10 protein-coding genes are annotated in these 13,386 nt (G+C 73.5%); 3 read left to right on the forward strand and 7 right to left on the reverse strand.

The annotated features are described in order from the left end of the window. Window positions 1-71 precede the first annotated feature (71 nt). The 5 genes from AB0N90_RS30785 to AB0N90_RS30805 all read right to left on the reverse strand — a co-directional run bounded on the left by AB0N90_RS30785 (window position 72) and on the right by AB0N90_RS30805 (window position 6,894). Window positions 72-2,291, reverse strand: coding sequence for an NADP-dependent isocitrate dehydrogenase (locus tag AB0N90_RS30785; protein WP_365202152.1), 2,220 nt, complete (start codon window positions 2,289-2,291; stop codon window positions 72-74). Between the two features lie 119 nt (window positions 2,292-2,410). Further along, on the reverse strand, window positions 2,411-2,812 hold the full coding sequence (locus AB0N90_RS30790; RefSeq protein WP_365202154.1) for a DUF4186 domain-containing protein: 402 nt from the start codon (window positions 2,810-2,812) through the stop codon (window positions 2,411-2,413). A 148-nt stretch (window positions 2,813-2,960) separates the two neighbouring features. Continuing rightward, the gene (locus AB0N90_RS30795) at window positions 2,961-4,046 is read right to left on the reverse strand and encodes a mechanosensitive ion channel family protein (protein ID WP_365202155.1); all 1,086 of its coding nucleotides are present in this window, start codon (window positions 4,044-4,046) and stop codon (window positions 2,961-2,963) included. A gap of 189 nt (window positions 4,047-4,235) precedes the next feature. Continuing rightward, window positions 4,236-5,747, reverse strand: a complete 1,512-nt coding sequence (locus AB0N90_RS30800) for an amino acid permease (RefSeq protein ID WP_365202157.1) — start codon at window positions 5,745-5,747, stop codon at window positions 4,236-4,238. A gap of 70 nt (window positions 5,748-5,817) precedes the next feature. After that, on the reverse strand, window positions 5,818-6,894 hold the full coding sequence (locus AB0N90_RS30805; RefSeq protein WP_365202159.1) for a hypothetical protein: 1,077 nt from the start codon (window positions 6,892-6,894) through the stop codon (window positions 5,818-5,820). A gap of 309 nt (window positions 6,895-7,203) precedes the next feature. On the opposite strand from AB0N90_RS30805, the gene AB0N90_RS30810 reads away from it, so the two are divergent. From AB0N90_RS30810 to AB0N90_RS30820, 3 genes are read left to right on the forward strand one after another with little or no spacing between them, the layout of a single operon-like run. Continuing rightward, on the forward strand, window positions 7,204-8,637 hold the full coding sequence (locus tag AB0N90_RS30810; protein WP_365202161.1) for an FGGY family carbohydrate kinase: 1,434 nt from the start codon (window positions 7,204-7,206) through the stop codon (window positions 8,635-8,637). Beyond that, window positions 8,634-10,082, forward strand: a complete 1,449-nt coding sequence (locus AB0N90_RS30815) for an FAD-dependent oxidoreductase (protein ID WP_365202163.1) — start codon at window positions 8,634-8,636, stop codon at window positions 10,080-10,082. Before AB0N90_RS30810 ends, AB0N90_RS30815 begins: the two co-directional genes overlap by 4 nt. Further along, window positions 10,079-11,332: an FAD-dependent oxidoreductase gene (locus AB0N90_RS30820; RefSeq protein ID WP_365202165.1), complete on the forward strand. Its 1,254-nt coding sequence runs from the start codon at window positions 10,079-10,081 to the stop codon at window positions 11,330-11,332. The genes AB0N90_RS30815 and AB0N90_RS30820 overlap by 4 nt, the downstream gene beginning before the upstream one ends. Before the next feature lie 124 nt (window positions 11,333-11,456). Here the strand turns inward: AB0N90_RS30820 and AB0N90_RS30825 are convergent, their stop codons facing one another. Beyond that, window positions 11,457-12,215 carry a crotonase/enoyl-CoA hydratase family protein gene (locus AB0N90_RS30825; RefSeq protein ID WP_365202166.1) on the reverse strand — a complete coding sequence of 253 codons (759 nt, stop codon included), beginning with the start codon at window positions 12,213-12,215 and terminating at the stop codon, window positions 11,457-11,459. Between the two features lie 43 nt (window positions 12,216-12,258). Continuing rightward, complete coding sequence (locus AB0N90_RS30830; protein ID WP_365202167.1) at window positions 12,259-13,233, reverse strand: lysylphosphatidylglycerol synthase transmembrane domain-containing protein; 975 nt, start codon at window positions 13,231-13,233, stop codon at window positions 12,259-12,261. Window positions 13,234-13,386 lie beyond the last annotated feature (153 nt).

Genomic DNA, 13,386 nt, shown 5'->3' on the forward strand with positions numbered 1-13,386 from the left:
ACAGCGGAGCGCCCCACCGCCCGGCGAGGGTGGTGGGGCGCTCCGCTGCGATCAGCCGGGATCGGCCGGGATCAGCTCAGGGAGGCCAGCACCGTGTTCCAGGTGGCCGACGGGCGCATCACCGCGTCCGCCTTCTCCTGGTCGACGCGGTAGTAGCCGCCGAGGTCGGCCGGCTTGCCCTGGACGCTGTTCAGCTCGGTCACGATCTGCTGCTCGTCGGCCGCGAGGGCCTCGGCGAGCGGCGCGAACGCCTTGGCCAGCTCGGCGTCGTCGGTCTGCTTGGCCAGCTCCTGCGCCCAGTACAGGGACAGGTAGAAGTGGCTGCCGCGGTTGTCGATGCCGCCGAGGCGACGGGTCGGGGACTTGTCCTCGTTGAGGAAGGTCGCCGTGGCGCGGTCCAGGGCGTCGGCCAGGACCTTGGCGCGGGTGTTGCCGGTGGTCGTCGCGTACTGCTCCAGGGAGGGTACGAGCGCGAAGAACTCGCCGAGCGAGTCCCAGCGCAGGTAGTTCTCCTTGACCAGCTGCTGGACGTGCTTGGGCGCGGAACCGCCGGCGCCCGTCTCGAACAGGCCGCCGCCCGCCATCAGCGGGACGACCGACAGCATCTTGGCGCTGGTGCCCAGCTCCAGGATCGGGAACAGGTCGGTCAGGTAGTCGCGCAGCACGTTGCCGGTGACCGAGATGGTGTTCTCGCCGCGGCGGATGCGCTCCACCGACAGCTTGGTGGCCTCGATCGGGGACAGGATCCGGATGTCCAGGCCCTCGGTGTCGTGCTCCGGCAGGTACCGCTCGACCTTGGCGATCAGCTGCGCGTCGTGGGCGCGCTCCTCGTCCAGCCAGAACACGGCCGGGTCGCCGGTGGCGCGGGCGCGGGTGACGGCCAGCTTGACCCAGTCGCGGATCGGGGCGTCCTTGGTCTGGCAGGCGCGGAAGATGTCGCCCCGGGCCACGGACTGCTCCAGGACCACGTTGCCGGCCGCGTCGACCAGGCGGACCGTGCCGTCGGCCGGGATCTCGAAGGTCTTGTCGTGGGAGCCGTACTCCTCGGCCTTCTGCGCCATGAGGCCGACGTTCGGCACCGAGCCCATGGTGGACGGGTCGAAGGCGCCGTTGGCGCGGCAGTCCTCGATCACGGCCTGGTAGACGCCGGAGTAGCTGTGGTCCGGCAGCACCGCGAGGGTGTCGTGCTCCTGGCCGTCCGCGCCCCACATGTGGCCGGAGGTGCGGATCATCGCGGGCATGGAGGCGTCCACGATGACGTCCGAGGGGACGTGCAGGTTGGTGATGCCCTTGTCGGAGTCGACCATGGCCAGCGCCGGGCCGTCGGCCAGCTCGGCGTCGAAGGACGCCTTGATCTCGGCACCCTCGGGCAGGTTCTCCAGGCCCTTGTAGATGCCGCCGAGGCCGTCGTTCGGGGAGAGACCGGCCGCCTTGAGCGTCTCGCCGTACTTCGCGAACGTCTTCGGGAAGAAGGCGCGCACCACGTGACCGAAGATGATCGGGTCGGAGACCTTCATCATCGTGGCCTTCAGGTGCACGGAGAACAGCACACCCTCCTCCTTCGCGCGGGCGACCTGCGCGGCGAGGAACTCGTTGAGGGCGGCGGCGCGCAGCACGGCGGCGTCCACGACCTCACCGGCGATGACCGGCAGCGGCGCGCGCAGCTCGGTGGTGGTGCCGTCGGCGCCGACCAGCTCGAAGCGCAGGGTGGTGTTCTCGGCGATCACCGCGGACTTCTCGGTGCCCGCGAAGTCGTTCTCGCTCATGGTCGCCACATTGGTCTTGGACTCGGCGGTCCAGGCGCCCATGCGGTGCGGGTGGGTCTTGGCGTAGTTCTTCACCGAGGCCGGGGCGCGGCGGTCGGAGTTGCCCTCACGCAGGACCGGGTTGACCGCGGAGCCCTTGATCTTGTCGTAGCGGGCGCGGATGTCGCGCTCCTCGTCCGACTTCGGGTCGTCCGGGTAGTCCGGCAGCGCGTAGCCCTTGCCCTGCAGCTCGGCGACGGCGGCCTTGAGCTGCGGGATGGACGCCGAGACGTTCGGCAGCTTGACGATGTTGGCCGAAGGGGTCTTGGCGAGCTCGCCCAGCTCGGTCAGCGCGTCCGCGATGCGCTGGTCCTCGTTCAGGTACTCCGGGAAAACGGCGATGATGCGCCCGGCCAGCGAGATGTCGCGGGTCTGCACGGGCACACCGGCCTGCGCGGCATACGCCCGGACCACCGGCAGGAACGAATGCGTCGCCAGGGCCGGGGCCTCGTCTGTGTACGTGTAGATGATGGTCGAGTCAGTCACCGGGTGCTCCGCTCCACGTCTGCAACATTGCTCGACATCAAGATATCTCGTGCCGGGGGCGGGCTCGACAGGGGTGGCGCCCGGGGCCGCTGTTTTCCGCCGACCGGACGCTCGCCTGGTCAGTCGCCTCCGCTTGTTTCCACGGGCCCGCGGGTGAGCTCGCGCTCGATCCAGCGGCAGATCACCTCCACGACGTACAGGTGTTCGGCCCTGCTGAGCTGCCGCCCCTTGGGAATGCCGTGCAGGCGGAGCAGGCAGTTGCGGCAGCAGGTGGCGGTCGCGTGCTGCGCCACGAAAACGGGGTGCCCCCGGTACGGCGTCTGCTTCCCGTCCTTGTACGGCTCGGCCGGCGCGAGCCGCTTCGCGACCAGGTCATAGGCGTGCCACCTGATGGTGGCCGGCCCCTTCTCCGCGGCGGTGACCCGCTCCGGCCCCCGCAGCCGGAACCGGGCCCGGAACGGCTGCCGGGCGAGGGCGTCGAGCCGCTGGTCGAGGGAGCGGGGGTCGGGTGAAACGGTCATATCGGTATGAGGGTACGGGGTGGCGGATCCGGCATGCGTGGCGGGATTTGTGCTGCGGGTCCGATCTTCGCGTCGGCGTGAGTGACGGGCCCCCGTCGCCGTCCCCGAATGATGGCGTGCCCCCGCTTCCGTCCGGCGGCCGGAACCCCTACTCGGCGGTCTCCCGTGCCGGTTCCCCCGCGGTTCGCTGCTGGGGGATCGTGAAGGAGCCCTGCTGGATGGCGACCGTGCGGACCGGGGAGGGGATGTGGATGTTCTCTTCCTGGTAGCGGCGGTGCAGGCGCTTGATGAACTCGTGTTTGATCCGGTACTGGTCGCTGAACTCGCCGATGCCGAGGATCACCGTGAAGCCGATGCGGGAGTCGCCGAAGGTGTGGAAGCGGATCGCGGGCTCGTGGTCCGGCAGCGCGCCCGGCACCTTGTGCATGACCTCCGCGACCACCTCGGCGGTCACCCGCTCCACCTGCTCCAGGTCGGCGTCGTAGCTCACCCCCACCTGCACCGGCACCGTGAGCCGCTGCTCGGGCCGGGTGTAATTGGTCATATTGGCCTTGGCGAGCTGGCCGTTCGGGATCACCACCAGGTTGTTGGACAGCTGGCGGACCGTCGTCTGACGCCAGTTGATGTCGACGACGTACCCCTCCTCACCGCTGCTCAGCTGGATGTAGTCGCCCGGCTGGACCGTCTTGGACGCCAGGATGTGGACGCCCGCGAAGAGGTTCGCGAGGGTGTCCTGAAGCGCGAGCGCCACCGCAAGACCGCCGACGCCCAGCGCGGTGAGCAGCGGCGCTATGGAGATCCCGAGCGTCTGGAGCACCACCAGGAAGCCGATCGCCAGGACCAGCACCCGGGTGATGTTGACGAAGATGGTCGCCGAGCCCGCCACCCCCGAGCGCGACTGCGTGAACGTGTGCACCAGACCGGTGATGACCCGCGCCGCGGACAGCGTGGCCACGAGGATCAGCCACACCTCCAGCACCTGATCGGTGTGGTGCTGCACGGACCTGGTGAGCGGCAGCACGATCGCCGCGGCCGCCACACCCGCCGCGATCAGCGCCCACGGCACGATCGAGCGCAGCGCGTCCACGATGATGTCGTCACCGCTCCACCGGGTCCGCTTGGCGTGCCTGGCCAGCCAGCGCAGCAGCGAACGGGAGAGGAAGGCGGCCAGCAGGCCCGCCGCGACCGCGATACCGGCGACCACCGCGTCGTCCAGGGTCAGCGCACGGTTCACCGGGCACCCCCGGAACCCGGAGTCTGCGCGGAGGGCCGTATATGAGGTCTCGTCACGTGGTCACCTGCTCGATGTGCGGGAAGTACGAACGTGCCGGCCCCGGAACTCCGGTGACCGGCCGAAGCGTTCATCCTGCCGTATCCGGAACACGCCCTACCACCCGGTCCACCGGCGCCCCGGGACCCCCGATCAGATGATGCCCTCGGCGAGTTCGGCCTGGTCGCGGTCGCTGCCGTACGCCGCCGTCGGGGTGCCGTACGAGCGGCGGGCGACGTACCACCAGACGCTGGCGAGGAGCAGGACGACGGCCAGGGCCACGGCCGCGTAGTTCATCGAGCCGACGGTGACCGGCGAGGACTGCGGCAGGCAGAACAGGACCGTGACACAGGCCACCCAGACCACCGCGACCCAGCCGACCGGCCTGCTCCACCGGCCCAGATGCCAGGGCCCGCGCCGGAACCGGTCGCCCGCCCGCAGCCGCAGCAGCACCGGGATGGCGTACGCGGGGGTGATGCCGATGACATTGATGGCGGTCACCGCGTTGTACGCCGTCGCCGAGTACAGCGAAGGCAGCGCCAGGATCCCGGCGACCCCGACCGACAGCCAGACGGCGGCCACCGGGGTCTGGGTACGGCCGCTGACCGTGCGCCACAGCCGGGAGCCGGGCAGCGCGCCGTCCCGGCTGAACGCGAACACCATCCGGCTGGCCGCCGCGACCTCGGCGTTCCCGCAGAACAGCTGGGCCACGATCACCACCAGCAGCAGCGCCTTCGCGCCACCGGTGCCGAGGCCGTCGAGCAGGATCTGCGCGGGCGGCACCCCGGTGGCCGTGGTGCGCGTGGCGTCGTAGTCCTGGATGGCGAAGGTGAGCCCGGCCAGCAGGACGAAGCCCGCCAGCCAGGACACCCAGATGGCCCGGACGATGCCCTTGGCCGCGGACACCGAGGCGCGCGAGGTCTCCTCGGACAGATGGGCGGAGGCGTCGTAGCCGGAGAAGGTGTACTGGGCGAGCAGCAGGCCGATCGCCGCGACGTAGACGGGGTTCGACCAGCCGGTCCCGTTGACGAACGTGGTGAACACGAAGGACGGCGAGCGGTGGTGGTCGGGCACGATCGCGAGCGCGCCGACGATCAGCGCGACACCCGCCAAGTGCCACCAGACGCTGACCGAGTTGAGCAGGCTGACGACGCGGACACCGAACAGGTTCAGCACCGCGTGCAGCAGGAGGACGGCGCAGAAGATCAGCATCGTCCGGCCCGGCGTCGGCACGAAACCCCACTGGAGATTGGCGAACGCGCCGGTGAACAGGGCGGCGCCGTAGTCGATCCCGGCGATCGCGCCGAGCAGCCCGAGCAGATTCAGCCAGCCCGTGTACCAGCCCCAGCGGCGGCCGCCGAGCCGGTCGGCCATGTAGTACAGGGCGCCCGAGGTCGGATACGCGCTGGTGACCTCCGCGAGCGCGAGCCCGACGCACAGCACGAACAGTCCGACACCCGCCCAGCCCCACAGCATCACGGCGGGCCCGCCGGTGTTCAGGCCGAACCCGTACAGGGTCATACAGCCGGACAGGATCGAGATCACGGAGAAGCTGATCGCGAAGTTGCCGAAACCGCCCATGCGGCGGGCGAGCACGGGCCGGTAGCCGAGCTCGCGCAGGCGCCGCTCCTCGTCCTGCTGGGGCAGCTCTGGGGAAGGGGACATGGGGGACCTCCGGGGGTGGGGACCTGGGGGCTCGGGAGTGCGTCGGGACGGTCGGGGGGCTCAGGGGGGCTCAGGGGTGGGTTCCGGTGCAGGTGCGAGGCTCGGTGCAGGCTTCGGCGCAGACTCTGGTACGGGCCCCGGTGGCGCTGTCGGCCGCCAGGGCGCGGCTGTGGTCGCGGGCCCGGGTGAACACGTCCACCGCACGGTCGCCGTCCTGGGCGCGGTACATCCAGGGCGGCGGGCTGAAGTACGGGCCGATCGCCTCGAACACCCGGTCGGCGCAGGTGAATTGACGGGCTCCCCACAGGGCGTGCGCCAGATGGTTGAGGTCGGGTTGCGCACGCCGGCCGGGCGGCGCGTGCTCGAACCAGGAGTGCAGGGCGGACCGCGCCTCCTCGACGGCCGCGTCCATGGCCCAGTGCGTGTCGGGGCGGCGCGCGCGGCGATGGCGCTCGACACGGACGTACAGGGGGAGGAGGTGGAGCGCCGATCCGGGCGGGGCCCCCGCCGCCGCCCAGCGGGCGTAACCGGCGGCGTCCGTCAGCCTGTCGGAGTCGTCGGCGGCCGGTGCTCCGGTACGGCCGTCCACGCCCCCGCGCGCGTAGAGGAACTGGAGCATCCGGTGATGCGCCTCGCGGTTGACCGGGTCCCGTTCGGCGGCCTCGGCCAGCAGTCCCCAGGGGCCCGGCACGAGCTGCGGCTCGGGCGGGTCCGCCCGATGCTCCGCCCAGCGCTGCTCGGGGTCCAGCTGGGCCAGGGCGAGCAGGCAGATCCAGGGCACCGGATCGCGCGGCGCGAGCAGGGTGGCGGTCTCGGCGGCGTCCCACGCCTCGATCCACAACTCATGGGCCCGCAGGTGCCGTTCGCGACGGGCCCGTAACGCCCGCTCCACGCCGATCCGGGCCCGCATCACCCCCGCGTGGGCGCTGTCCGGCTCCTCCGCGAGCCAGGCGCGCACCACATCGCTGCCGGCGGCCGCGGCCGCGAGGATCTGGGTGCGCTGGGTCCACAGCCACCACTCGGTGGTCTCCGCGAGCAGGGTGCGCATGGCCACCCAGCGCCCGGTGCGTAACTCCTGGAGCACCGCGCGCAGGGCGTGGTCGGGTCCTGCGGGATCGTAGGAGGGTCTCGCTCCCTCGCGTGCCATCAGCCGAAGCCCCGGAGCCGATGACGCACGGACGAGGCGGCGGAATGAGGTGGCAACAGCCCTCCCCTGGGCGGTGCGTGGTGGTCGGCGGCCACTATAGGGGTGGTGGTTCAGCCTCACCATTGTTGCCAACTCAATGAGCCAGCCAGGTGAGTTGGAAGATCATCGGTCTGCCTCGGGTCGGCTTGACGCCGGATGCGCACGGCGGCAGGCTGACGCGGTGATCTCTGGTGCCGGGCGCGGGAGGGTACGGATGGCAGGATTGGCGCGCCGGACGGCGGTACCGGAGCGGCGGACGGCTGGACCGGCGTGACAGCGGGGCCGGTACTCGCCGTCGACCAGGGCACCTCCGGCACCAAGGCCCTCGTGGTCTGCCCGGAGCGCGGTGTCCTCGGCACCGGATACGCCGAGGTCCGCCCCCGGCACCGGCCCGGCGGGCTGGTCGAGGTGGACCCGGACGCGCTGTACGACTCGGTGCTCACGGCCGGCCGCAGCGCCCTCGCCGAGGCCGGTGAGCCCGTCGTCGCGCTGGGCCTCGCCAACCAGGGCGAGACCGTCCTCGCCTGGGACCCCGCAAGCGGCCGCCCGCTCACCGACGCCCTGGTCTGGCAGGACCGCCGCGCCGAGACCGTCTGCGCCGAACTCGAAGGCCACGGCGAGGAGTTGCGACACCTCACCGGCCTCCCCCTGGATCCGTACTTCGCCGCGCCCAAGATGGCCTGGATCCGCCGCCATCTCACCCGCGAGGGCGTCGTCACCACCTCGGACGCCTGGCTGGTGCACCGCCTCACCGGCGCCTTCGTCACCGACGCCGCCACCGCCGGCCGTACCCAGCTCCTCGACCTCGACCAGGTCCGCTGGTCCTCCCGCGCCCTCGACCTCTACGGCCTCACCGGCGAACCCCTCCCGGACATCACCGATGTCGCCCAACCGATCGGACACACCCGGGAGTTCGGCCACGACATCCCGCTCACCGGTCTGATCGTGGACCAGCAGGCCGCGCTGCTCGCCCAGCGGGTCACCGCCCCCGGCGCCGCCAAGTGCACTTATGGCACCGGCGCGTTCCTGCTCGCCCACACCGGTGAACGCCCCCGGCGCGGCGACTCGGGACTCGCTGCCTGCGTGGCCTGGCGGCTTGGCGGGACCACCGGCTACTGCCTGGACGGCCAGGTCTACACGGCCGCCTCCGCGGTGCGCTGGCTCGCCGACCTCGGGGTCATCGGCTCGGCCGCCGACCTCGACCCGGTCGGCGGTGCCGTCCCCGACAGCGGGGGCGTCACCTTCGTACCCGCCCTCGCCGGACTCGCCGCCCCCTGGTGGCGCGGTGAGCTGCGCGGCTCCCTCACCGGGCTCGGCCTCGACACCACCGCCGGCCATCTGGTGCGCGCCCTGTGCGAGGGCATCGCCGCCCAGGTCGCCGAACTCGCCGAGGCGGCCGCCACCGACCTCGGCACCCCGCTCGGGGCGCTGCGCGTCGACGGCGGCCTCACCCGCTCCGCGCTGCTCATGCAGACCCAGGCCGATCTGCTGCAACTCCCCGTCGAGGTATCCGCGTTGCCCGACGCCACCGCGCTCGGCGCCGCCGCCCTCGCCCGCCTCGGCGCCGACCCCGCCCTCGACATCGCCGAGGCCCTGCCCGAGGAGCGCCCCGCCGCCGTGTACGAGCCCCGCATCCCGGCCGACCTGGCGGCCGAACGCCGCGCCCGCTTCCGCGCGGCCGTCGCCGCCCTGCCCGGCTCATGACGGACGCCGGGAACCCCCTGAGGGGACGGCCTCCGACCGTCACCGTCGAAGGGGCCCTGCCCGAGCGGTCGTACGACATCGCGATCGTCGGCGCCGGAGTCGTCGGCTGTGCCATCGCCCGCCGGCTCGCCCGCCACCCCCGCCTGCGCGTCGCCCTGATCGAGGCGCAGGACGACGTGGGCCAGGGCACCTCCAAGGCCAACACCGCGATCCTGCACACCGGGTTCGACGCCGCACCCGGCACCCTGGAAGCCCGGCTCGTCCGCGAGGGACACACCCGGCTCGCGGCCTACGCGGCCGAGTCCGGCATCCCCGTCGAACCCGTCGGCGCACTGCTCGTCGCCTGGGACGAGGAACAACTCGCCGCCCTGCCGAAACTCGCGGCGAAGGCGAAAGCCAACTCCTACGACGAAGCACGGCCGTTGAGTGGAGCGGAGCTGTACGAGCGCGAGCCGCGCCTCGGCCCCGGTGCGCTCGGCGCCCTGCACATCCCGGGCGAGAGCATCATCTGCCCCTGGACCACCACCCTGGCGTACGCCACCCAGGCCGTCCGCGCCGGAGTCGAACTGCACCTGAACACCGGTGTGGAGCAGGTCACCTGGGACGGCGGCCATCACCTGCACACCTCCCGCGGCACCCTGCGCGCCCGCCATCTCGTCAACGCGGCCGGACTGGGCGCCGACACCCTCGACCGCCGCCTCGGGCGCGACGACTTCACCGTCACCCCGCGCCGCGGCCAGCTCCTGGTGTTCGACACATTCGCCCGCCCACTGGTCCGGCACATCCTGCTGCCCGTACCGACCGCGCTCGGCAAGGGAGTTCTGGTCGCCCCCACCGTGTACGGCAATGTGCTGCTCGGCCCCACCGCCGAGGACCTGGACGACAAGCGGGCCACCGGCACCACCGCCGAGGGCATCGCCCTGCTGCGGGAGCGGGGCCGCCGGGTGCTGCCCGCGCTGGTCGAGGAGGAAGTCACCGCCGTCTACGCGGGGTTGCGCGCGGCCACCGGGCAGGAGGACTACCGGATCGCCGCGCACCCCGAGCGGTCGTACATCACCGTCGGCGGCATCCGCTCCACCGGCCTGACCGCCTCCCTGGCCATCGCCGAGCACATCACCGGACTGCTCGCCGACAGCGGCCTCGTCCTCGGTCCCGAGCGCGACCTGGAACCGGTGCGCATGCCCAACCTCGGCGAGGCGTACCCGCGTCCCCACCAGCGCCCCGAACTGATCGCCGCCGACCCCGCCTACGGCACCCTCGTCTGCCATTGCGAGCGGGTCTCCCTCGGCGAGATCCGCGACGCCCTCGCCGGACCGATCCCGCCCCGCGGCCCGGACGGCCTGCGCCGCCGCACCCGGGCGCGGGCGGGCCGCTGCCAGGGGTTCTACTGCGGGGCGGCGGTAAGGGAGTTGCTCGAACGGCAGGGCAGGGGTGAGCGCGCATGACGGTCGTACGCCAGGTCGACGTCCTCGTGGTCGGGGCCGGGCCCGCCGGTCTCGCCGCGGCGGCCCGGCTCGCCGGCGCCGGAGCCGGACACGTGGAGGTCCTGGAGCGCGAGGCCCGGCCCGGGGGAGTGCCCCGGCACTGCGCCCACGGCGGCTTCGGCACCTGGACCCGTCCGCTGACCGGCCCGCGCTACGCCCACCTGCTCACGGAAGCGGCCGAGCGGGCGGGCGCGGTGCTCAGGACACGAACCACCGTGCTGGACTGGGAAGCCGGAGTCGGCTCCGGCGCGAATGTGCTGCTGACCGTCGGGCCGCAAGGGCCGGAGGCCCTCGCCGCGCGGGCCGTCGTCCTCGCCACCGGGGCCCGTGAACGCCCCCGCGCGGCCCGCCTGGTGCCCGGCACCCGGCCCGCCGGTGTCTACACCACCGGTGAACTCCAGCAGGCGGTCCATCTGTTCGGGCAGCGCATCGGCACCCGAGCGGTCGTGGTCGGGGCGCGGGACGTGTCGTACGCGGCGGCCGGGACCGTCCGCACGGCCGGTGCCGAGGTCGTCGCGCTGGTCACGGAACACCCCCGGGCCCTCACGAGCCCCGCCCGCGCCCGGACGGCCCGGCTGGTCCGGGGCATTCCGCTGCTGACCGGCACCACGGTCACCGAGCTCCTCGGCCACGGACGGCTGTCCGGCGTCCGGGTCCGGCACCGGGACGGCCGTACGACCGTACTGCCCTGCGACACCGTCGTGTTCACCGGCGACTTCGTCCCGGACCACGAACTCGCCCGGCGCGGCGCCCTCGACCTCGACCCCGGCACTCGGGGCCCGGCCGTCGGCGTCGCCCTGCACACCTCGCGCCCCGGCGTCTTCGCGGCCGGAAACCTCCTGCACGCCGTGGAGCCCGCCGGCACCGCGGCCCGCGAGGGGGCCAGGGCGGCCGCCGCCGTCCTCAACCGGCTGGCGGGCGCCCCCTGGCCGCGCCCCGGCATCCCGGTCACCGTGGCGGCGCCGCTGTGCCGGATCACCCCCAACCGCGTCGACCCCGACCACCTCCACCCGGCCGCCCCGCCCCACCTCCTGCGCCTCGACATCCCCCTGCCGCGCCCCGTCCTGTCCGTCCACCAGGACGGCCGCCTGCTGCACCGCGCCCGCCTCGGCCCCCGTACCGCCCGGCCGCACCGCACCCTGACGCTCGACGCGTCCTGGCACGGGCGGGTGGATCCCGGGGGCGGGGAGGTGCGGGTCAGCGCGGGCTGAGCCGGGGGCGCTGTCCGTGGTGTGTGCGGCCGTGACCGGGATCAGCGCTCCGGCGTTCGCCCGCGCCCTGCGGCGCTCGGCACCGTCGACCGGTCCGCGCCGACGCCCGCCGTGCGCGGCGGACTCAGCCGAACGAGCCGTGCCGTCCCGCCCCCGAGGCGAACCGGGCGGCACCCTCCGCGCTCTGCGCCAACACACCCGCCCCATGGCGGAGTTCACCGAGCAGCGCCGCCTCCTCCGGCAGTCCCTCCTGGTCGAGGAGCGAGGCGCGGTCGCTGCGCAGACACGCCTGCGGGAACCGGGCGATCTCCGCGGCCAGCGCCTGCGCCGCGGCGCGCGCGGTGCCGGTCGGCACCACCCGATTGGCGAGCCCCATCGCATACGCCTCCGGCGCCGGCACCGGACGGCCGGTCAGGATCAGGTCCATGGCCCGGCCCGTCCCGATCAGCCGGGGCAGCCGTACGGTCCCGCCGTCGATCAGCGGCACCCCCCAGCGGCGGCAGAACACCCCGAACACCGCGTCCTCCTCGGCCACCCGCAGATCGCACCACAGGGCCAGCTCCAGGCCGCCCGCCACCGCCTGCCCGGCGACGGCCGCGATCACCGGCTTGGACAGCCGCAGCCGGGTCGGACCCATCGGCCCGTCGCCGTCCTCGGCCACCCGGTTGCCCCGCTCGGTGCCGATCGCCTTCAGATCGGCCCCCGCGCAGAACGTGCCGCCCTCGCCCCACAGCACCGCCACCCGGGCACTCTCGTCCGCCTCGAACGCACGGAACGCGGCGGCGAGTTCGGCCGCCGTCGGACCGTCCACGGCATTGCGGACCGCGGGCCGGGACAGGACGACGGTGGTGACGTACTCCTCGCGCTCCACACGGACCGGCACGGCGGGCACTCCCTCTCCAGACGGCTGGGAGGGCCACTCTGCCTCAGATGACCTTCAGCCGCACCAGTGCCCCGAGGGTCAGCGCCCCCGGCAGCAGCGGCGCCCAGACCGTGATGATCCGATAGGCCAGCACCACCGCCGTGGCCGGCGCCGCCGGACCACCGACCGCGACCAGCGCCACGATCAGCGCGGCCTCGACCGAACCGAGCCCGCCCGGAGTGGGCACCAGCGCCACCGCGACCGTCGCCGCGAGATAGGCGAGCGCCATATGGGCGGGCGGCACCGGCAGCCGCAGCGCCTGGCCGACCGCGGCGAGCCCGGCCGCCTGGAGCGCAGGGAAGGCCAGCGACCCGCCCCACAGGGCCAGCGCGCGGATCGGCCGGGTGTGCACGCGGCGCGCCTCGCCCACAGCGTCCCGCACGAACGCGGCGACCCGCACGCGCAGCGGTCGTACCAGCGTCCCGGCGGCCACCGCCGCCACCAGCAGCCCGGCCGCGCCCAGGAGCAGCGGCGGCGTCGAGCCGTCCGGCAGCAGCGGGCCGAGCCGCAGCGCGTCCGGGAAGACCAGCAGCAGGGCCGCGAGCAGCCCGAGCCGGCCCGCGCTCTCCGCGAGCAGATACAGCGCGAGCGCGGCCGAGGAGCGGGCCAGCGGTACCCCGCACACGGTCATGAAACGCAGGTTCACCGCGCCCGCGCCGAGCCCGGTGGGCAGCAGATGGTTGGCTGAGGCCGCCGCGAACTGGGTGGCCAGCAACCGCCCCTTGGGCAGCGCCTGGACCACCGCGCCCTGCCGGGTGACGGCCGCCGCCACCCAGGTCAGACAGGTGGCACCGGCCGCCGCGAGCAGCCAGGGCCAGGACGCGGTACGCAGCTGCCCGAGGCCCGCCGCGAGCAGCGGGCGATTGCGTACGGCGGCCACCGCGACCAGCGCGAGCGGCAGCAGGCACAGCGCCTGGCGGACGGGTACGCGACGGGGGAGTCGTACCCGGGAGAGCGGGGGAGTGGGGACGGCGGTCACATCCGCAGAGGGTTCCGGCGCCGCCTCAACGGGGGATGGCGCGGTCGGGGACGGCGGCTTACGGGCAGCGGTCGGCGGGGTCATGGGGGCCGTCCGGTTCGTCGGGGCGCCCCGGTCGACGGCGCCGGAGCGGGTGAAAAACCTCGGACCTTG

The organism is Streptomyces sp. NPDC093018, from assembly GCF_040684035.1.
Taxonomy (GTDB): Bacteria; Actinomycetota; Actinomycetes; order Streptomycetales; family Streptomycetaceae; genus Streptomyces; species Streptomyces murinus.